Origin of the sequence: Lentilitoribacter sp. Alg239-R112 (genome assembly GCF_900537175.1) — a bacterium.
Lineage (GTDB): Bacteria > Pseudomonadota > Alphaproteobacteria > Rhizobiales > Rhizobiaceae > Lentilitoribacter.
In genome coordinates, this window is the sequence record NZ_LS999833.1 from 1,450,337 (window position 1) to 1,470,133 (window position 19,797).

General features: G+C 45.0%; 19 protein-coding genes. 12 read left to right on the top strand and 7 right to left on the bottom strand.

Going from position 1 to position 19,797, the window contains the following annotated elements:
* Positions 1 to 25: 25 nt before the first annotated feature.
* Together cobS and G3W54_RS07405 are read left to right on the top strand one after the other, a co-directional pair.
* A complete protein-coding gene (gene cobS, locus G3W54_RS07400; protein ID WP_162652448.1) occupies positions 26 to 802 on the top strand; it encodes an adenosylcobinamide-GDP ribazoletransferase in 777 nt (258 codons plus the stop codon).
* A 10-nt stretch (positions 803 to 812) separates the two neighbouring features.
* Positions 813 to 1,040 (top strand): DUF1289 domain-containing protein, encoded by a 228-nt coding sequence (locus tag G3W54_RS07405; RefSeq protein WP_162652449.1) that lies wholly within the window; start codon positions 813 to 815, stop codon positions 1,038 to 1,040.
* 6 nt (positions 1,041 to 1,046) lie between these two features.
* Here G3W54_RS07405 and G3W54_RS07410 read toward each other — a convergent pair whose 3' ends face one another.
* Together G3W54_RS07410 and G3W54_RS07415 are read right to left on the bottom strand one after the other, a co-directional pair.
* Positions 1,047 to 1,859, bottom strand: a complete 813-nt coding sequence (locus G3W54_RS07410) for a sulfite exporter TauE/SafE family protein (RefSeq protein WP_244627853.1) — start codon at positions 1,857 to 1,859, stop codon at positions 1,047 to 1,049.
* A gap of 85 nt (positions 1,860 to 1,944) precedes the next feature.
* Complete coding sequence (locus G3W54_RS07415; protein WP_244627854.1) at positions 1,945 to 2,661, bottom strand: extensin family protein; 717 nt, start codon at positions 2,659 to 2,661, stop codon at positions 1,945 to 1,947.
* A gap of 242 nt (positions 2,662 to 2,903) precedes the next feature.
* On the opposite strand from G3W54_RS07415, the gene G3W54_RS07420 reads away from it, so the two are divergent.
* Complete coding sequence (locus G3W54_RS07420) at positions 2,904 to 3,293, top strand: acyl-CoA thioesterase (protein ID WP_162652451.1); 390 nt, start codon at positions 2,904 to 2,906, stop codon at positions 3,291 to 3,293.
* 7 nt (positions 3,294 to 3,300) lie between these two features.
* Here G3W54_RS07420 and dusA read toward each other — a convergent pair whose 3' ends face one another.
* A complete protein-coding gene (gene dusA / locus G3W54_RS07425) occupies positions 3,301 to 4,299 on the bottom strand; it encodes a tRNA dihydrouridine(20/20a) synthase DusA (protein WP_162653604.1) in 999 nt (332 codons plus the stop codon).
* A gap of 284 nt (positions 4,300 to 4,583) precedes the next feature.
* Between dusA and G3W54_RS07430 the strand changes: the two genes are divergently transcribed.
* Positions 4,584 to 5,969 (top strand): aminotransferase class III-fold pyridoxal phosphate-dependent enzyme, encoded by a 1,386-nt coding sequence (locus G3W54_RS07430; RefSeq protein WP_162652452.1) that lies wholly within the window; start codon positions 4,584 to 4,586, stop codon positions 5,967 to 5,969.
* Between the two features lie 248 nt (positions 5,970 to 6,217).
* Positions 6,218 to 7,039 (top strand): ferredoxin--NADP reductase, encoded by an 822-nt coding sequence (locus G3W54_RS07435; RefSeq protein ID WP_162652453.1) that lies wholly within the window; start codon positions 6,218 to 6,220, stop codon positions 7,037 to 7,039.
* Positions 7,040 to 7,094: 55 nt separating this feature from the next.
* On the opposite strand, the gene G3W54_RS07440 is transcribed toward G3W54_RS07435, so the two are convergent.
* The 4 genes from G3W54_RS07440 to gndA form a co-directional block, all read right to left on the bottom strand.
* The gene (locus G3W54_RS07440) at positions 7,095 to 8,057 is read right to left on the bottom strand and encodes a GTP-binding protein (RefSeq protein WP_162652454.1); all 963 of its coding nucleotides are present in this window, start codon (positions 8,055 to 8,057) and stop codon (positions 7,095 to 7,097) included.
* Positions 8,058 to 8,726, bottom strand: coding sequence for an MIP/aquaporin family protein (locus G3W54_RS07445; RefSeq protein WP_162652455.1), 669 nt, complete (start codon positions 8,724 to 8,726; stop codon positions 8,058 to 8,060).
* Positions 8,727 to 8,887: 161 nt separating this feature from the next.
* Positions 8,888 to 10,105, bottom strand: coding sequence for a 5-aminolevulinate synthase (gene hemA / locus G3W54_RS07450; RefSeq protein ID WP_162652456.1), 1,218 nt, complete (start codon positions 10,103 to 10,105; stop codon positions 8,888 to 8,890).
* Between the two features lie 147 nt (positions 10,106 to 10,252).
* Positions 10,253 to 11,671: an NADP-dependent phosphogluconate dehydrogenase gene (gene gndA / locus G3W54_RS07455; protein WP_162652457.1), complete on the bottom strand. Its 1,419-nt coding sequence runs from the start codon at positions 11,669 to 11,671 to the stop codon at positions 10,253 to 10,255.
* Positions 11,672 to 12,047: 376 nt separating this feature from the next.
* On the opposite strand from gndA, the gene G3W54_RS07460 reads away from it, so the two are divergent.
* From G3W54_RS07460 to G3W54_RS07490, 7 genes are all read left to right on the top strand, one after another.
* Positions 12,048 to 13,580, top strand: coding sequence for a replicative DNA helicase (locus G3W54_RS07460; protein WP_162652458.1), 1,533 nt, complete (start codon positions 12,048 to 12,050; stop codon positions 13,578 to 13,580).
* The gene (gene alr / locus G3W54_RS07465; protein ID WP_162652459.1) at positions 13,570 to 14,670 is read left to right on the top strand and encodes an alanine racemase; all 1,101 of its coding nucleotides are present in this window, start codon (positions 13,570 to 13,572) and stop codon (positions 14,668 to 14,670) included. Before G3W54_RS07460 ends, alr begins: the two co-directional genes overlap by 11 nt.
* 89 nt (positions 14,671 to 14,759) lie before the next feature.
* The gene (gene radA / locus G3W54_RS07470) at positions 14,760 to 16,145 is read left to right on the top strand and encodes a DNA repair protein RadA (RefSeq protein WP_162652460.1); all 1,386 of its coding nucleotides are present in this window, start codon (positions 14,760 to 14,762) and stop codon (positions 16,143 to 16,145) included.
* An 86-nt stretch (positions 16,146 to 16,231) separates the two neighbouring features.
* Positions 16,232 to 16,780 (top strand): CvpA family protein, encoded by a 549-nt coding sequence (locus tag G3W54_RS07475; protein WP_162652461.1) that lies wholly within the window; start codon positions 16,232 to 16,234, stop codon positions 16,778 to 16,780.
* A 48-nt stretch (positions 16,781 to 16,828) separates the two neighbouring features.
* A complete protein-coding gene (gene purF / locus G3W54_RS07480; protein ID WP_162652462.1) occupies positions 16,829 to 18,319 on the top strand; it encodes an amidophosphoribosyltransferase in 1,491 nt (496 codons plus the stop codon).
* A 10-nt stretch (positions 18,320 to 18,329) separates the two neighbouring features.
* Positions 18,330 to 19,070, top strand: coding sequence for an SDR family NAD(P)-dependent oxidoreductase (locus tag G3W54_RS07485; RefSeq protein WP_162652463.1), 741 nt, complete (start codon positions 18,330 to 18,332; stop codon positions 19,068 to 19,070).
* A gap of 174 nt (positions 19,071 to 19,244) precedes the next feature.
* Entirely contained in the window at positions 19,245 to 19,793 is a 549-nt protein-coding gene (locus G3W54_RS07490; RefSeq protein ID WP_162652464.1) for a PadR family transcriptional regulator, read from the top strand.
* Positions 19,794 to 19,797: the final 4 nt, after the last annotated feature.

A 19,797-nucleotide genomic window follows, 5' to 3' on the forward strand; every position in this document is an offset into this window, starting at 1 on the left:
ACCACATTATTGACGTTAGATCTCGATGGAAAACTACTTACAAAGATTAGCGCGTTCGATAGGCTTCTTAAGTCGCTATCCAGTTCCAACACGCTATTTCCATGGCGACGATGGAAGTCTGGGCGAAACATCAGGTATGTTCGCACTTTCTGGTGTAATTATTGCATTACCAATCGCTTGCATAGCAGCACTACTTAGTAAATTCGGAACCAATGAAATGCTCATCGCGGTTTTGGTGCTTGCAATGCAAACATTCATAACAGGCGCCCTACATGAAGATGGGTTATCTGATTGTGTAGATGGTTTTTGGGGTGGTCGAAACAAAGAACATATTCTTGAAATTATGCGCGATTCCAGACTTGGTGCATACGGTACTTTGGCTCTGATCTTTTCAATCTTACTAAAGTTTGTTGCACTTAGCACTATCATAGATCAAGTAGGCGCCGTTCAACTCTTTATCTTGATCCCCGCAATATCCGGTATTAGTCGCGCAGTTATGGTTTGGCATTGGCGATCGCTGCCCCCAGCTCGCCAGGATGGAGTTGCAAAACAAGTTGGGATACCAACCCAACGATCGTTTAATGAAAACATGATAGCGTCTATCATGCTAATCGCATTGCCGCTCATATTCGGCTACAATATTTTAAACATTGTAATTGCAATCCCGCTTACTATCTCATGCGTGTACCTATTCACCAAGTTGGCAGATAAAAAAATCAATGGACACACAGGCGATACAATTGGCGCAACCCAACAAATCAGCGAAGCAGCGTTATTATTTGGTTTTGCATCATTGGCTTAGGAATAATTGAATGAGCAATATACAATCTCCATGCACGCTGGTTTGTTCAATCGATCTAAAAACAGGTTACTGTTTTGGCTGTGGGCGCACGGGCGATGAGATTACAAAGTGGGTGGATTATACACCACAACAACGTACTGAGATCATGGGTGTATTGAGCGCTCGACTGGAAGAAATCGACAGAAAGCCTCGACGCGTGACACGACGACAACAAATAAAACGTAATAAAGAAGCATAAGGCTACTTAAGCGAGACTATAGAAAAACCTTATGGCTACGAGTAGCAAGAAGATACCAAATCCAACTTCTAATTGACGTTTCTCCAATCTATGGGCAAGCCTAGCACCTACTGGTGCCAGCATTAGGGTGATCGGAATAATCAATAAAACGGCGGGCCAATTCACAAAGCCAGTCGAAAATGGCGGCAAGCCCTCAATGCTCCAACCTGCCCAGACATAACCTATTAAACCAGGAATAGAGATAAGAACGCCGACGCCTGAAGATGTCGCCACGGCTTGGTGCATTGGCCGATTATAGAGTGTCATAAATGTGTTATTCAACACACCGCCGCCGATACCCATCAGAGCCGATAACAATCCCACAATAACGCCAACTATCCATCGATAAATCCCACCTGGTAAATCTTTCCCCAAACGCCAATGCGGCTGATTAAAAATCATGCGTATTGCCACGATGATGGCTATAAATGCAAAAATAGCACGCAATGCTTCGCCTGAGGCAATGAAAGCAATATATGAAGCAATCAAAACACCTATCGGTACGGCCACGATCCATTTTTTAAGGGTTTCCATATCAATGACACCGCTTTGCCGGTGTGTCATAAAAGATCGAATTGAGGTGGGTACAATAATGGCAAGTGAGGTTCCAACAGACACATGCATTACAATTGCCTGATCAAGCCCCCAAGCACTGAAAGCCTGGTAAAAAACCGGCACAAGAACAGCGCCACCGCCAATACCAAATAGTCCAGCGAGTACACCAGCTACAACTCCGGCTGCTATTAACACCAAAGCAAAATATACAAGTTCGTATGACACGCAGATAACCCCACCCTTTTAAGATTATTCATCTCATAGGAGAGTTAGCTTAAAATAACCAGCTTAAATTAACTCGAAGCAGAACCTAAAGATCGCAATGTCTATACCCAGTTTTGCGTTGCCTTAGATCAAAATGAAAATGATCTCGGTGGTGCACGTCACTTCCAGGGCCAAGTACGGTCGTAAAATATTTGCAACTTTGAGCGCGGACTTTGTGCAAAAGTCCTTTCTCCCGAAATGCAAAAAAACCAGGTCGCTTTACAACAATCGTTTTACCGCTGTTGAGTTTGATCTTTCCAATATCAATTGCATTCCCTTTGGAATGCTCAGACATTTTAGCTCCTCTTTTTGAGTTCATCGTGCGACAGGAGTAGGAAGACATTTGATGAATGCTTTTGATACCTGACAGGTATCGCATGCGCGCAGCACCACTTAATTCGTTCTTGACCCACTTTGCGAACGCTAAGGCCATGGGGCAATTCAATGTAGCATCAGGCACAACGTCTATACCACCAGATAATGATTTAACCTTCACAGGACTAGCAATACCACAAGAACCCGGTCCAACTACCGGAGGCGGTGTGTCAAAACGCACACCCAATCGTCTTAATTGGCGCTGGCATACAGATTCTGCTGGTTTTGCACGACCAAGTATGGCTTGCGGTGAAAATAATGTCGCCACCTCTTTCCGCTGTTCCGGTTGAGTTTGACCCTCAGGTGTTGGTCCATCCAACGATGAAATCATGGGCGGCAATTGTGGTACTGAAGTTGGTGTCGTACTCAACGGTGTAATGGATGACACAATATCCCCGGGAGGGGAAAGCACACTATTGGGTGAACAGCTGGTCAAGACCAATACACTCGAAAGCAAAAAAGCCATCAGAACGGAAGTGTTTCGTCTAAATTTTGTTAAAAGGCGAACAACCTGCAACATACGCATAACTCCAAAGGCAGGACAACAAGAGCAGATTATCGCAGATTGAGGTAAATGAAATATTATCCTAAAATTAACTCTATGATTCCCGACACAAAAGGCGCATCCAAATGAGCAAAGACGACAAACCAACGGGTGAACTTACCCTTAGAACGCTGGCAATGCCCGGTGATGCTAATGCTGCCGGAGATATTTTCGGTGGTTGGGTGATGGCCCAAATGGATCTAGCCAGCGGTATTCGCGCAGCCGAACGAGCCCATGGACGCGTTGTAACAGCTGCAGTAAAAGAGATGGTATTTAAAAAGCCCGTGAAGATCGGCGATACTCTTGGCATCTACATCGATATTGTAAAAGTCGGGACAACATCGATGACACTTCAAGTCGATGCTTGGGTGCAACGATACCTCACAGATGTCATGGAAAAAGTCACGGATGCAAAAATTGTTATGGTTGCGCTGGACGAGAATGGTAGTCCAAAGCCAATTCCAGCAGCAGAATAAGCTTGAATTAGGCACTTTCAAATAGCGGAAGTCTTACCTCTGCAAGTGCTTTTCTGATTATATCTGGCGAGGCATCATTTTTGACAGCATCTGTTGAAAGAATTTGCCGATAACGCCGCGCACCCGGCAATCCGTGAAACAATCCAACCATATGTCGCGTGATATGGATAAGCCTTCCGCCCTGCTCCATATGCTTTTTAGCATGATCAATCATTGCATCGCAAACCTTTATCCAATCTACTTGACTTGGCTTAAGCCCATAAACCAAATGATCAACATCAGCTAGCAAGCTGGAATTATGATAGGCCGCGCGACCAAGCATAACTCCATCCACATAGTTCATTTGGGCGGTTGCGGTATCTAAATCAGCAATGCCACCATTAATACCAACAAACAGGTCAGCATTTTTATCTTTAAGGCGATAAACACGTTCATAATTAAGTGGTGGAATATCTCGGTTCTCCTTAGGAGATAATCCATCGAGCCATGCTTTTCGAGCATGGACCCACAACGCATCCACCCCCGCCCCACGAACATGCGATGTCAGTTCATCAAGCGCCAGTTCTTCATCTTGCTCGTCAACACCGATGCGGCATTTGACTGTCACTGGAATACCCACAACAGATTTCATTGCATCAACACAAGAGGCCACAAGTTCGGGCTCTCGCATCAAACATGCACCGAATGTCCCTGATTGAACCCTATCTGACGGGCAACCAACATTTAGATTAATTTCATCATACCCAAATTCTTCGCATACTTTTGCAGCTATTTTCAGCTTCTCTGGGTCTGAACCTCCCAGCTGCACAGCAATGGGGTGCTCGCTATCATCATAACCAAGTAATCGTTGCTGATCACCGTGGATAATCGCGTCTGCAACAACCATTTCCGTGTAAAGCAGCGCATGCTGACTCAATTGCCGATGAAGAAACCGACAATGTTTGTCTGTCCAATCCATCATGGGAGCAACGGCAAACTTAGGGATATGATCTTTATAGAGCGTCATGTCAGAACTTAGTGCCAATTTTGCTAAAACCATGTGTGGTGTTTTAGCTTCTCAGTAGCGATGTATCCTTTAATCCTTGTATTAGTCAATGGAACTCATACTTCTCAAGTTTGAGATTTTCTTAAAAAGGGCTTTCATTTACCCGACAAATTTGCATTTAATTATCTAGTCGATAATTCCTGACAAATTACTTGATCCATCTGGCACCATAGATGTATTTAATCAGGCACTGTTTGACTAATCTGCTTCTATCTAATGTAATACCAAATTAAAGGAGATTTGCCATGGATGGCTTGAACAATCAGAATGACTTTAGTGATGTCGTCGAAAATGACCGCGCTCATGTATGGCATCATCTCACACAACATAAAAAGTTCGACGAAAGTGATCCCCTGATCGTAATAGAGGGCAAGGGCTTGCGTGTATGGAACCAGGCTGGTCGCTCGCATCTGGATTCAGTGTCCGGTGGCGTTTGGACTGTTAATGTAGGCTATGGTCGAGAAACCATTGCAAATGCCGTTCGAGATCAACTCGTCAAAATGAACTTTTTTGGCAATACTGTTGGCAGCGTTCCAGCGGCCAACTTTTCTGAGCGCCTGATTAGCAAAATGCCGGGCATGAAGCGTGTCTACTACGCAAATTCCGGATCAGAAGCGAATGAAAAAGCCTATAAAATTGTACGCCAAATCGCGCACAACAAATATGGCGGCAAGAAGCATAAGATTTTATACCGTGAGCGTGACTACCACGGTACAACAATCACGGCCCTTTCCTCTTGTGGACAAGAAGAGCGCAAAGCACAATATGGTCCCTTCACACCAGGTTTTGTTTCTGTTCCGCATTGTCTGGAATATCGTTCACAATGGGGCGACGTTGAGGATTATGGTATTCGCGCTGCGAATGCGATCGAGGAAGTTATTTTACGTGAAGGTGCGGACACTGTTGGCGCTCTTATCCTTGAACCAGTCACCGCTGGCGGCGGCGTTATTGTTCCGCCAAAAGGCTACTGGGATCGCGTGCAAGAAATCTGCAAAGAGCATGACGTTCTTCTAATCATTGACGAAGTGGTCTGCGGAATGGGCCGCACAGGCGAGTGGTTTGGCTACCAGCACTATGGTATTGAACCAGATATGGTAACAATGGCAAAAGGTGTTGCGTCAGGCTATGCAGCGATTTCTTGCTGTGTAACAACAGAAGCGGTCTTCAATGAATTCAAAAGCACACCTGATGACCACATGAGCTATTTCCGCGATATTTCAACATTTGGCGGATGTACTGCTGGTCCCGCAGCTGCTCTTGAAAATATGCGTATTCTCGAAGACGAAAACCTTCTTGAAAACACCAATGTAATGGGTGCATACCTTGTTGAAAAACTCGAAGAGCTTAAAGGCAAGCACGAGTTAATCGGCGACGTTCGTGGTAAGGGTCTTTTCTGTGGAGCCGAACTCGTTACCAACCGCGATACCAAAGAAGCGGCCCCCGAAGCGCTAGTGCAAAAGATCGTTGGTCGCTGCATGTCAGAACACGCTGTGATCATGGGTATGACAAACAGATCACTTCCTGGTTTTAACAATACGCTTTGCATGAGCCCGGCATTGATCTGTACAAAAGACGATATTGACGAAATGGTAGCCGCGATTGATGAATCGATTACTTTCGCTACATCTTGATTTGAATCAATTCAATTTTAAGAAGATCCGTGTATTCATTACGCGGGTCTTTTATTTTGAACAGATTCATCGCATCAGTCCATTATGTGGTTTAAAAGCGCGATAAATTCATCAAGAACGGACCAGGTTTTTACGCGAACACCTAGAGTTAGAAAAATAAACCTGTCTTTCTCTAACAGAGAACTGTAAAAAACAATCACATATCAACATACCGCAGTGCAATATTCTGCGTTTAAGTCCGTTGGAGAATGCCAGTGTCCACACAAGATGTTGCAGAGCAAAAAGAAGAATTTCCTCTTCCAAAAGCAACCTTTGCTGAAAAAGTGATTTCGGTCGAACATTATACTGATCGCCTGTTCAAATTCAGAATCACTCGGCCCGCAAGTTTTAGATTTCGCTCTGGCGAATTTGTCATGATTGGACTTCCGTCAGAAGGAAAACCTCTTTTCAGAGCTTATTCTATTGCCAGCCCATCTTGGGATGAAGAGATTGAATTTTTCTCGATTAAAGTTCCAGGCGGACCTCTCACCGAGCATCTGCAAAAGATTCAGCCCGGCGATACAATCTGGATGCGCCAGAAATCCACTGGAACGCTGGTAATGGATGCGCTAACACCAGCAAAAAACCTTTATATGATATCAACTGGAACAGGTATCGCACCATTCGCATCTGTTATGCGTGACCCAGAGGCCTATGAGAACTTCGATAAAGTTATTCTCACACACACTTGTCGTGAAGTTGCTGAGCTTCAATATGGTGTTGATACAGTTGCGCTTACGAAAGAAGACCTGCTTGTAGGCGAAGAAGCGAAAGAAAAGCTAATTCACTTCACGTCTACAACACGCGAAGACAGTGCACAAAATGGCCGCATAACTAATCTAATAGAAGATGGTACTTTAGCTAAAGTTACGGGCTTACCAGATCTAAATCCTGAAACAGATCGCGTCATGATTTGCGGTTCTATGGCCATGATCAATGATCTTAAGGTTTTGTTGGAAGCGCGCGGGTTCGAAGAAGGTGCGAATAGCAAGCCGGCTGACTTTGTCATCGAGCGTGCTTTTGTTGATTAAACAGGTTTGATAACTGAACATTTGAACCCTCCGGATAGCTCCGGCGGGTTTATTTTTATCCATGAGCAACCTGAGAAGCATAAAACCCTTCTTCAATGATCGATTGGGGCAATTTACGTCCTATAAATACGAGCTGGCTCGTTCTCTGCTCATCAGTTCCCCATGGCCGTTGTGCTACGCCTTCGATCAGCTGATGAACACCTTGAATCACAAATCGCTCATCCTCATTCGCAAAGCTCAATATACCCTTGGTGCGCAACATATCCATGCCGAAATGCTCAAGAACCCACTGCATCCAAGAAAAAAACAGTTGCCGATCCAAAGGACGATCAGCCTGTAATGAGAAGCTCTGAACATCTCTGTCGTGATGGTGGTGGTGAGATTTCAGGAAGTTCGGATCTCGAACCAAATTACGGTCGAGGGCAAAAGCGTTTTGCGATAAAAGCAGGTTCAAATCGATCTGACAATGATTTGTCTCATAGAGATTTGCAAGTGGATTAATTGATTCAACTAACGCTTTTAAAGAATTGATATCGCTAACTAAATCCACTTTATTCAAAATGATAATATCTGCAAATGCAATCTGCTCTTTTGCCTCACGCGAGGTTTCTAACTCCTTGGTCAGGTGTTTCGCATCTACCACCGTAACAATTGCATCAAGCTGCGTTTTGGACCGCACATTTTCTTCTTGCAGAAAGGTTTGTGCCACAGGCGCAGGGTCAGCGAGACCAGTGGTCTCAATGATTATTGCGTCCAACTGTCGACCGCTTGCGAGCAAATTATCAACGGTTTCGATCAAATCACCACGAACGCTACAGCAAATACAGCCATTGCTCATTTCGAATATGTCTTCATCAGCACCAACAACCAATGAGCCATCTATGCCAATTTCACCAAACTCATTGACGATAACAGCATAATTTCTGTCGTGTTTTTCGGATAATATTCGATTAAGCAGAGTGGTCTTACCCGCACCTAGATATCCAGTAATGACCGTAACAGGTATCTTGCTTATCATCTATGTCTGCTTTTCTTTGGAAATCCAGGTGCAAAATAACCAAGCAATAATTGCAAAAATAATCTGCGCTAAAATAAAATAAGGCACATCCGCCGCGCGGATGCCGGCAAATGTATTCGAAAAGCTTCGGGCTATCGTTACCGCTGGGTTGGCAAAAGAGGTTGAGGCTGTAAACCAATAGGCAGCCGTGATATACAGACCCACTGCAACGGCGACGGCACTTTCCTTAGCCTTTAACGTCAGAAGAATTGTCGCCACGAGCCCAAAAGTGGCCACACCTTCTGAAAACCACTGCGCGCTACCCGCCCGCACTTTTTCAGAAAACTGAAAAATACTCAGATCAAACATAATATGAGCCGCCCAAACACCAATTATCCCACCAATTATCTGCACCAGAACATAGAGAAGACTATCACCCATTGTTATGTCGCCACGCAGCTTAAATACAAGTGTTACAGCCGGATTAAAATGCGCGCCGGATATCGGACCAAACATTGTGATAAGTACAACTAGAATAGCACCAGTCGGTATTGTGTTTCCTAAAAGCGCAATGGCAACATTTCCACCGGAAAGCTGTTCTGCCATGATCCCCGAACCAACTACGGTTGCGAGCAGGAATGCTGTCCCGACCAATTCAGCCGCATATCTTTGTGCATTAGATACCATCATTTTAAAACCCAACAATAATTATCGAGAGCTTACGTAATCATTCGCGCATCAAATGGCATAATTTGTACAACAACGCAAAATTTTCATCACAAACAATTACCCCCTCAGGAAACGTTGTTCTCTAAGGGGGTTATCTATCAATTTAATGACAATGTCTAAAATTAAGCAACCGCACGAGACAGTGCACATTGTGACCACAGATCATGAAGCGAATCAACCAAATGATCTATATCTTCATTTGTGTGCATTGGTGAAGGTGTAAAGCGCAAACGCTCTGTTCCTTTGGGCACTGTTGGGTAATTAATCGGCTGAACATAAATGCCATAATTATCCAAAAGCATATCAGAAATCATTTTACACTTCGCAGCATTTCCCACCATGACAGGAACAATATGGCTTTGATTTTCCATGTGCGGAATGCCTCTTGCGTCAAGCTTTGCACGCAAAGATTTTACTCGTTCGCGTTGACGCATACGCTCCATATCGCTGACCTTCAGATATTGAATGCTTGCAGCAGCACCTGCTGCAATGGCTGGCGGAAGAGCTGTTGTGAAAATAAAGCCGGATGCAAAACTTCTCACGAAATCGCACAGAGCAGTAGAGGCCGTAATATAACCGCCCATAACACCAAATGCTTTACCTAGAGTCCCCTCGATGACGGTCAGGCGATCCATAATGCCCTCACGTTCGGCAACACCACCGCCGCGCGGTCCGTAAAGGCCAACTGCATGAACTTCATCCAGATACGTCATTGCCCCATATTTATCAGCAAGATCGCAAATTTCAGCGATAGGTGCGATATCACCATCCATTGAATATACGCTTTCAAACGCAATCAATTTTGGCGCATCGGGGTCAGCAGCAGCAAGCTTTGCCTCCAAATCAGCCACATCATTATGCTTCCAAATAACTTTTTGGGCACGGGAGTGACGAATACCTTCGATCATTGATGCATGATTAGAAGCATCGGAAAAAACAATGCAACCGGGGATTTGAGAAGCCAAGGTACCCAATGCCGCCCAATTGGATACATAACCTGAAGTGAACAGCAATGCATCATCTTTACCGTGAAGATCTGCAAGTTCTTTCTCCAGCAAAACATGGTAGTGCGTTGTCCCAGAGATATTCCGCGTACCACCTGCACCGGTCCCGGCATCATCGATAGCCTTTTTCATGGCCTCCATGACTTTTGGGTTTTGCCCCATACCAAGATAATCATTCGAGCACCAGACAGTTACGTCTGATATTGATCCATCAGGACAATGGCGTGTCGCTTTAGGAAAATTACCACGGTGGCGTTCCAAGTCGGCAAACACGCGATAACGGCCTTCTTCTTTAAGACCGTCAAGTGACGTGTTGAAAAAACTCTCAAAATCCATTTGAGCCTCCGTAGGCAATCTTAACAAATACATATTCAGCTTTATGCCGCTTTTAATGCATCGGTAATCTAATGCCAATGCGACAAAACTGCAATTCACCAGTTTCGTCACCAATATCAGATTAACATCGGATGTAATTGACCCAGATCAACTACTACCCCACGGTCCGTGATGATCGCCTTCTTCATCCACACGTTTAAACCCATGTGCTCCAAAGAAATCACGTTGCGCCTGAATAAGGTTCGCAGTCCCCTGTCCTCTGCGGTATGTATCAAAATACGAAATCGCACTCGCCAATGCAACTGCGGGCGAGCCGTTGAGCACGGCGTCGCTTACAACACGTCTTAACGGAGCATCACAATCTTGCAACATCTTTGAAAAACTCGGAGTAACAGCAAGATTTGCAACATCAGGCTCTTTAGAGAAGGCCGTTGAAATCTCATCCAGAAAGCGCGATTGAATAATACAGCCTGCACGCCAGATCTTTGCGATTGTCGGCATCGGAAGCCCCCAGCTAAACTCTTTAGACGCTGCGGACATAACAGCAAACCCCTGCGCATATGCTGCAATCTTACCTGCGAGTAATGCCATCTCAAGATCCGCAATAACCGCATCTTTGTCATCAGAATCACCAAGTGATTGTGGCAAGCCGAGAACTTTCTCCGCATGAAGACGCTCATCTTTTGCAGCTGATAGGCTTCTCGCAGCAACTGCCGCCTCAATACCGGTAGCTGGAACACCCATCTGCAATGCTTCAATTGCTGACCATCGTCCAGTTCCCTTTTGGCCTGCAGCATCCAAAATTAATTCTATCATCGGACGATCTGTTTTAGGATCTATGGCCTTAAGAACTTTGGCAGTAATCTCAATCAGGTAGGATTCAAGCGGGCCTTCGTTCCATTTCGCAAATACGTCAGAAATTTCCGCTGCGGGCATAGCTAAGCGATCTCGCATAATGCCATAAACTTCCGCAATCATTTGCATATCGGCATATTCAATACCGTTGTGAATGGTTTTTACAAAATGCCCTGCCCCGTTTTCCCCAAGCCAAGCGGCACACGGTTCTCCATTATATTTAGCAGAAATAGCTTCAAGCACTTTTTGTACTCGTGGATAAGATGCTTGTTTGCCACCAACCATAATTGATGGGCCACGTCGTGCGCCCTCTTCACCACCGGAAACGCCCATTCCAATAAAGGTGAGCGCCGTCTGTGACATTTCTTCACCACGGCGAAGCGTATCACGAAAATTTGCATTACCAGCGTCGATAATAATGTCATCATCAGTCATAAGAGGTTTAAGAGCCTGGATTTGCATATCAACAGGCTCACCTGCTTTAACCATGATTATCACAGGGCGTGGTGGACGGATCGCGGCAATAAATTCTTCAAGAGTTTTGCAAGGAATCAGTTGACCCACCAATTCGCCAGCACTTTTCATAAATTCTTCTGTTCGAGCATAAGTCCGGTTAAACACCGCAACCTTATAACCATTGTCCGCAATATTAAGCGCCAGATTTGCGCCCATAACTGCCAACCCGATAACGCCTATTTCCGCATTTGCCATAATTTACCTTTTTGCTCTTAAATACTTTATGAGATTAAGTCAGATTTGGGAGAATAGCAGGATCTTTTACAAAAACTACTCGTACAAACCTGTTATCGGTAACATTTACCCAGAAAATAAATCGATTAAATAAAATAGCACCTTTAGAATCGTCATTTAGGCTCAAATTGGCCAAAATATGATACAACGAAGTAGAGAATCTGATTCGGAATTCAGTCAATAGAGCAACGTACGATTTTCGATAAATATTTTTGTGTTGTGAATCACTGGGACAACGGTGAAAACTTCATTTTTTAGATAGTCCTGGAATACATAGAACGCTACGTGTCTTTATCACTGTAATTTGACCGATGATTTAAGGTACCCACCCAACGTTATGAATGATGCTGCACCAAATATAACCTCGATAGCCTCCAATCAAAATGCGGAGCCAACCTATCGTGAAGCACCAAATAACCTGGAGGCAGAACAAGCGCTATTGGGCGCAATGCTTGTTAATAATGATGCTTTTTATCGTGTTTCAGATTTCCTAAAGCCGGAACATTTTAATGAACCGCTGCACAGAAACATATTTCAGGTTGCTGGCGACATTATCCGCATGGGTAAAACGGCAAACCCGGTTACAATCAAAACCTTTCTACCTTCTGACGATAAAATTGGCGATCTAACGGTTGCTCAGTATCTAGCGCGACTAGCCGCAGAAGCTGTAACAATCATTAATGCCGAAGATTATGGACGCGCGATCTATGATCTTGCTTTACGGCGCTCGCTCATCACCATTGGCGAAGATATGGTCAACATTGCTTACGATGCACCTGTTGACATGCCGCCGCAAGGACAGATCGAAGACACGGAGCGCCGTCTTTTTGAGCTTGCGGAAACAGGCCGCTATGATGGCGGGTTCCAAAGTTTTAATGATGCAGTCGCACTTGCAATTGATCTTGCTGGCGAAGCTTATCAGCGTGATGGAAGCCTATCCGGCATTTCGACAGGTATTCATTCGCTAGATGGTCGCATGGGTGGCCTGCAACGTTCGGATTTGATTGTCCTTGCCGGTCGTCCTGGTATGGGTAAAACATCGCTTGCGACCAACCTTGCGTTTAACATCGCAAATGCATTTGAACCAGAAGTGCAGGCTGATGGAACAACCACGGCCAAAAATGGTGGCGTCGTCGGCTTTTACTCCCTAGAGATGTCCAGCGAACAGTTGGCCACCCGTATTATTTCTGAACAAACCGAAGTTTCATCGTCTAAAATTCGTCGCGGTGAAATTACTGAAGCCGATTTTGAAAAACTGGTTGCTTGCTCGCAGATGATGCAAAAAACACCGCTTTTCATTGACCAAACAGGTGGTATTTCTATTGCACAGCTCGCCGCAAGAGCCAGACGCTTAAAGCGTCAACGTGGGCTTGATGTGCTCGTAGTGGATTATATTCAACTTATGACGGGCTCTTCGAAAAACAATTCAAATCGTGTTCAAGAAATCACCGAGATTACAACGGGCCTCAAAGCTCTTGGCAAGGAACTTCATGTTCCCATTATAGCCCTCTCCCAGCTTTCTCGTCAGGTCGAAAACCGTGATGATAAACGTCCACAACTTTCCGATTTGCGTGAGTCAGGGTCTATTGAGCAGGATGCCGATGTGGTGCTTTTTGTGTATCGGGAAGAATATTACACACAAAACAAAGAACCTCGCCGCTCACCAGAAGAAGAAGCTAATGATATTCGTAACGAAGAATATCTTGCGTGGGAAGAAGAGATGGCAAAAGTTCGTGGCACAGCAGATGTGATCATCGCAAAACAACGACATGGTCCCACAGGTACTGTAAAACTTGGCTTCCAGGCTCAATATACACGTTTCTCCGATTTGGCGGATGGGTCTTATGACCAGCTGGTAAATGACCATTAATCTCACACCAACAGTCCGACTAACGATTGATACCAACGCAATTGCGCGCAATTTTCAGCAACTAAAAAATCTGTCAGGTTCGGCGCGTTGCGGCGCGGCAGTTAAAGCGAATGCTTATGGATGTGGAATCGACACTGTTGTTCCCATTCTTTTGAATAACGGTTGCGCCGATTTCTTTGTTGCCGATGCGGTTGAAGGTGAATTGGTAAGAAGATTAGCTCCTTCTTCCAAAATTTATATACTCAGCGGGTATTTACCGCAAAGCAGAGAAAAAATTATTACCAGTAATCTTATTCCGATCATAGGTTCAGCACATCATTTGGAACAATGGCAAAAACTGCAAAGGCGGCACCCGTTTGCAATTCAGTTTAACACAGGCATGAACCGGATAGGAATCCAGCATTCTGATGCGAATAGCATTCTCGATAACTTAAGCGAAAAACCTGACCTTATTCTAAGTCATTTTGCAAATGCCGATGAGCCCGTGGACATAAAAAACGAAGAACAATTGAAAGCATTCTCGTCGATTGTATCCACCTTCACTGGCATCGAAGCAAGCATGGCAAATTCTGCTGCTATCATCACCAATCCGGATTCACACTTTCATCTCACACGGCCCGGCATCGCAATTTATGGTGGAAATCCACTAGTAGATAGAGCAAACCCAATGGAAGTTGTGTTTAAACTGGAAGCCCAAATCATCGATATAAAAACGGTAGCAAAAGGTGAATCCATTAGTTATGGCGGAACTTTCATAGCTCCGCAAAACATGACTATTTCAACGCTGGGAATTGGTTACGCAGATGGCCTGCCCCGCTCGGCATCCGGTCACGGCGTCCCTGCACGTAAAGTACGGCCAACCGGTATGCGCGGCTTTGTTAACGGACATCACATTCCAAATGTGGGGCGTATCACAATGGATATATCGATGTTTGATTGCTCCAGCTTAAAAAACAACAGTATAAACATCGGTGACTGGGTGGAGATCACGGGCAAGAATATCACAATCGATGAGCTTGCAGAAGCTTCGGGGACAGTCAGCTACGAAATCCTGACTAATTTTGGACGCGCGCGACACAAATATTCATAAAATTAAATAAATTCACCATGTTGCAACTCATTTAATAATACTTTATCAATGAGAACAAAACATGAATATTTATTTAGGACATCGAGTAATTGGCGAAAAACAGAACACAATTTGTGTGCCAAAATTGCGGCACTGTGCATACCCGTTGGGCCGGCAAATGCGACGGTTGCGGTGAATGGAATACCATCGTAGAGGACGATCCCAAAGGTGGCATTGGTGGAGGTCCGGGAAAAACACCTAAAAAAGGCCGTGCCGTAGCGCTCACCACACTATCTGGTGAAATAGAAGAAGCGCCACGCATTAAAACCAATATCTCCGAACTCGACCGCGTTACAGGTGGCGGTTTTGTTCGTGGATCGGCTATTCTAGTTGGTGGTGACCCTGGCATTGGTAAATCAACCATCTTAATGCAAGCAGCTGCAGCACTGGCACGCCAAGGTCACAAAGTTATTTATGTATCTGGCGAAGAAGCTGTTGCGCAAGTTCGCTTACGTGCAAAGCGGCTGGGCGCGGCCGACAGCGATGTCATGCTGGCTGCAGAAACAAATGTCGAAGATATTTTGGCAACACTGGTCGACGGTGATAAACCCGATTTCGTCATTATTGACTCTATTCAAACACTTTGGAGCGATCTTGCCGAAGCGGCACCTGGAACAGTTACACAAGTCCGCACCGGTGTGCATGCGATGATCCGATTTGCCAAACAAACAGGAACCGCCATGGTTTTGGTCGGGCACGTTACCAAGGATGGCCAAATTGCAGGCCCACGCGTTGTCGAACATATGGTGGATGGGGTTTTGTATTTTGAAGGTGACCGCGGACATCACTATCGCATTATGCGCACCGTTAAAAATCGCTTTGGTCCAACCGATGAGATCGGCGTTTTTGAAATGTCAGACAAAGGCTTACGCGAAGTTATTAATCCATCGGAACTTTTCTTGGGTGAGCGTAATACCGCAGCCCCGGGGAATGCTGTTTTTGCGGGCATTGAAGGTACACGCCCTGTGTTGGTTGAGGTCCAGGCACTGGTAGCGCCTTCGAACTTGGGCACCCCACGTAGAGCGATTGTAGGTTGGGATTCAGCCCGATTGTCAATGATTCTAGCGGTTCTGGAAGCTCATTGTGGTGTTCGGCTTGGAAATCATGATGTTTACCTTAACATTGCTGGCGGATATCGAATTACCGAACCTGCGGCAGACATGGCAATAGCGGCGGCACTCGTATCATCTCTGGCAGGGTCCCCACTTCCCTCTGATAGTGTTTATTTTGGAGAAATCAGCCTGTCAGGTTCAATCAGACCCGTCGCCCAAACAGGATTAAGACTAAAAGAGGCACTTAAACTTGGCTTTGAACAGGCTACATTGCCGAATGGATCTGTGGACGTGCCAAAAGATGCCGGAAATTGGCGTCAGGTTGATTCTTTGATGGAAATGGTTGCTGAAATTGCAAAAGGCTCCAATCCTGACGAAAAATAAATAAGGAATGTCTGCATTGCAATGTTGCCCTTATCAGCCCAACATGATAGCGGTTTCAAAAAATTGCTCTACGGGTTTTGACCAATATGCCTATCACATTATTTGACGGAATTTTTATCGGCGTCACACTTGTATCTGCGATGCTTGCTATGGTGCGTGGTTTTTCACGCGAGGTTCTAGCTGTTGCTTCTTGGGTTGCAGCCGCTGCAGCTGCATTTTTCTTGTATCCATACCTGGAGCCTTATGCGCTGCAATACACATCGTCTAAATCGCTTGCGGCCATTGGATCAGCCGCAGCAATTTTTCTGGTTACATTGATTATCGTTTCTTATATCACAATGCGACTTGCAGATTTCATCATTGATAGCCGTATCGGCGTTCTGGATCGCACATTAGGATTTGTATTTGGTGCCGCTCGCGGTGTTTTAATCATGGTTGTGGCCGTGCAATTCTTAAATTGGCTTATTGCTGAAGAAAAACAACCAACATGGATAGCTGAAGCAAAATCTAAACCTCTTTTGGACTCGCTCGGCGTTAAACTTGTTAATATATTACCTGAAGACGCAGATAGCTCTATTATCGACAGCATCCGCAAGAAAAGCGAAGACGACGCTACTGGCGATACTGACGCATAGAATTTATAAATCTGACTTTTTAAAGTCTAAATGAATGGATAGCTCCATATGACACTCGCCGATTTTTCTAATGCAGAATGTTCGATCGATGATGCAGAAGCAGATTCCTTACATGAAGAATGTGGTGTATTTGGTATTTTAGACCACCCAGATGCTACGACCTTAACAGCATTAGGCCTTCACGCCCTTCAACATCGCGGGCAAGAAGCAACAGGCATCGTCACCTTTAATGGTGAACAATTTCATTCAGAACGAAGGTTGGGTCTTGTAGGAGATCACTATACTGACCCAGCGGTTTTAGCCCGACTGCCAGGGAATATGGCGATTGGCCACGTGCGATACTCTACAACAGGAGGCGAAGGGTTACGCAATATCCAACCGCTTTTTGCCGAATTGCACAATGGCGGCATTGCAATTGCACATAACGGCAATTTCACCAATGGTTTAACACTTCGCAATCAGCTAATTTCCAGCGGCGCTATTTGCCAATCTACATCGGACTCTGAAGTTGTTCTGCATCTGATAGCGCGCTCGTGGCACAAATCATCCGCAGATCGTTTTGCTGATGCCATATCCCATATTGAAGGCGGCTTTGCGATGCTTGCCCTCACCCGCACAAAACTGATCGCCGCGCGCGACCCTAACGGCATCCGCCCGCTTGTCATGGGTGATCTCGATGGTAAGCCAATATTTTGTTCAGAAACCTGCGCACTCGATATTATTGGCGCAAAGTTTGTGCGAGACGTTGAAAACGGCGAACTAATTATTTGCGAACGACAAGCGGATGGTTCAATTTCAATTGAAAGCCGCAAGTCTACCGTCAAACAGCCAGAGAAAATATGTTTGTTTGAATATGTCTATTTCGCCAGACCGGATTCGATCGTAGGTGGTCGTAATGTGTATGAAACACGTAAACGTTCAGGTATTAATTTGGCTCAAGAAGCGCCTGTTGAAGCTGATGTCGTAGTACCTGTACCAGATGGCGGCACACCTGCAGCCATTGGCTACGCGCAAGAAAGTGGTATCCCGTTTGAACTCGGGATCATTCGCAATCACTACGTTGGACGAACCTTTATCGAGCCGACCCAACAAATTCGCGCTCTTGGCGTAAAATTAAAGCATTCTGCCAACCCAGGTGTAGTCGCCGGCAAAAGAGTTGTCCTTATTGATGATTCTATTGTTCGCGGAACAACATCGATAAAAATTGTAGAAATGATGCGAGAGGCTGGCGCTCTTGAGGTTCATATCCGGGTCGCAAGTCCAGAAATCTACTATCCTGATTTCTATGGTATTGACACACCAGACCGAGATGGGTTGCTTGCTAATCAACATGAAACACTAGAAGAAATGCGTAAGCATATAGGCGCAGATTCACTGAAATTTATAAGTATTGATGGGCTTTACGATGCGGTTGGTGGTATAAAGCGAGATGCTAAATCACCACAATTTACCGATCACTATTTCACTGGTGATTATCCCACACGCCTTGCCGATCAAGAAAACGTTAGTCAACTGCGACGTGCAGCAATGCTCGCCTAGGTCAATTTAAATGAATGATAATCTTGAAAATAAAGTCGCACTTGTTACCGGTGCATCGCGCGGAATTGGCTTTGCAACTGCGGTAGAGTTAGCAAAAAATGGTGCTCACGTGATCGCGCTTGCCAGAACTGTAGGTGGCTTAGAAGAACTCGATGATGAAATTCAAAAGGTTGGTGGCAACGCGACTTTAATCCCTCACGACCTCATGGATCTTGATGGAATCGACAATATTGGTTCTGCACTGCAAGAACGTTTTGGTAAACTCGACATTCTCGTTGCAAATGCCGCAATGCTTGGCCCAATCACCCCTATTGGCCACATTGATGCCAAGATATTTGAAAAAGTTATGCATCTAAACGTTACAGCAACTTGGCGTTTAATCCGATCCATCGAACCTTTGTTAGCAAAATCTGACTCAGGCCGCGCCGCTATTATATCATCTGGTGTCGCACATTCCTGCAAGCCATTTTGGGGCGCATATTCAACATCAAAAGCGGCAGTAGAAGCTTTGGCGCGGGTTTGGGCTGCAGAAGTTGAAAAGCGCGGTATATGTGTCAATTCTGTTAATCCCGGCGCAACCCGCACAGCAATGCGTGCTCAAGCGATGCCTGGAGAAAATGCGGATACACTTCCCCTCGCAGAAGAAGTCGCTGCGAAAATTGTGCCCATCTTCGCACCTGGTGTAACCGTTACAGGTAAGCTTTTTGATGTAAGAAAAGAAAAGTTTCTTAACTACCAGCTACCAAGTTAAAATTGGCATTAGACCGTATCTCAACATAATAAAATATGAGCTATATTTGATTTGCACTTAGCATCTGCTTACCAAGTATATTCTTTTTCGATATATGATTTTTTATAATCATACTTGCATTTTATATATCGAATTGATATATGCCGATGAACAATATATCGGAAACAGCCAACCATGAATATTAGAACACTCTGCCTTGCAATTTTAAATTTCGGCCAAGCAACTGGTTATGAAATAAAAAAAATGTCGTCGGAAACGCACTATGCATATTTTGTTGATGCAAGTTATGGTTCGATATATCCAGCATTGAACAAGCTCGAAGCCGAAGGGTTTTTGACCTCACACGAAGAACGTGAACCGGGGAAGCCAGCACGTAAAGTCTACTCAATTACTGAAGCAGGCCGAACAGAGCTCACCACACACATGGTTGAGCCTCCCAAGCAAGATACATTTAAATCAGAGTTCTTATTGATCGCGATGTGTGCAGAATTGCTGGACCGTGAAACTCTTGTCAATGCAATTGACCACCGAATAAAGCAGCTTGAGAATGATCTAGAGTTTATAAATAAGTCCTGTCGTGAAACAGAGCACGAGGGCACGAAATGGATCGCAGATTATGGGCATGACTGCCAAAAGAACTCGCTTGAGTACCTTATTAAAAACAGAAAAAAACTTGAATCGCTCGCAAAAGTGTCCTCCCAAGCACTTACGCCAGCAGAATAATTGG

Bases quoted from the DNA above. Each gene is read 5' to 3' on its own strand.
- cobS (WP_162652448.1), top strand. From the start codon at position 26: ATGGAAAACTACTTACAAAGATTAGCGCGTTCGATAGGCTTCTTAAGT.
- G3W54_RS07405 (WP_162652449.1), top strand. From the start codon at position 813: ATGAGCAATATACAATCTCCATGCACGCTGGTTTGTTCAATCGATCTA.
- G3W54_RS07420 (WP_162652451.1), top strand. From the start codon at position 2,904: ATGAGCAAAGACGACAAACCAACGGGTGAACTTACCCTTAGAACGCTG.
- dusA (WP_162653604.1), bottom strand. From the start codon at position 4,299: ATGACGCTCTATAAAGATCATATCCCTAAGTTTGCCGTTGCTCCCATG.
- G3W54_RS07430 (WP_162652452.1), top strand. From the start codon at position 4,584: ATGGATGGCTTGAACAATCAGAATGACTTTAGTGATGTCGTCGAAAAT.
- G3W54_RS07435 (WP_162652453.1), top strand. From the start codon at position 6,218: ATGCCAGTGTCCACACAAGATGTTGCAGAGCAAAAAGAAGAATTTCCT.
- G3W54_RS07440 (WP_162652454.1), bottom strand. From the start codon at position 8,057: ATGATAAGCAAGATACCTGTTACGGTCATTACTGGATATCTAGGTGCG.
- G3W54_RS07445 (WP_162652455.1), bottom strand. From the start codon at position 8,726: ATGATGGTATCTAATGCACAAAGATATGCGGCTGAATTGGTCGGGACA.
- hemA (WP_162652456.1), bottom strand. From the start codon at position 10,105: ATGGATTTTGAGAGTTTTTTCAACACGTCACTTGACGGTCTTAAAGAA.
- gndA (WP_162652457.1), bottom strand. From the start codon at position 11,671: ATGGCAAATGCGGAAATAGGCGTTATCGGGTTGGCAGTTATGGGCGCA.
- G3W54_RS07460 (WP_162652458.1), top strand. From the start codon at position 12,048: ATGAATGATGCTGCACCAAATATAACCTCGATAGCCTCCAATCAAAAT.
- alr (WP_162652459.1), top strand. From the start codon at position 13,570: ATGACCATTAATCTCACACCAACAGTCCGACTAACGATTGATACCAAC.
- G3W54_RS07475 (WP_162652461.1), top strand. From the start codon at position 16,232: ATGCCTATCACATTATTTGACGGAATTTTTATCGGCGTCACACTTGTA.
- purF (WP_162652462.1), top strand. From the start codon at position 16,829: ATGACACTCGCCGATTTTTCTAATGCAGAATGTTCGATCGATGATGCA.
- G3W54_RS07485 (WP_162652463.1), top strand. From the start codon at position 18,330: ATGAATGATAATCTTGAAAATAAAGTCGCACTTGTTACCGGTGCATCG.
- G3W54_RS07490 (WP_162652464.1), top strand. From the start codon at position 19,245: ATGAATATTAGAACACTCTGCCTTGCAATTTTAAATTTCGGCCAAGCA.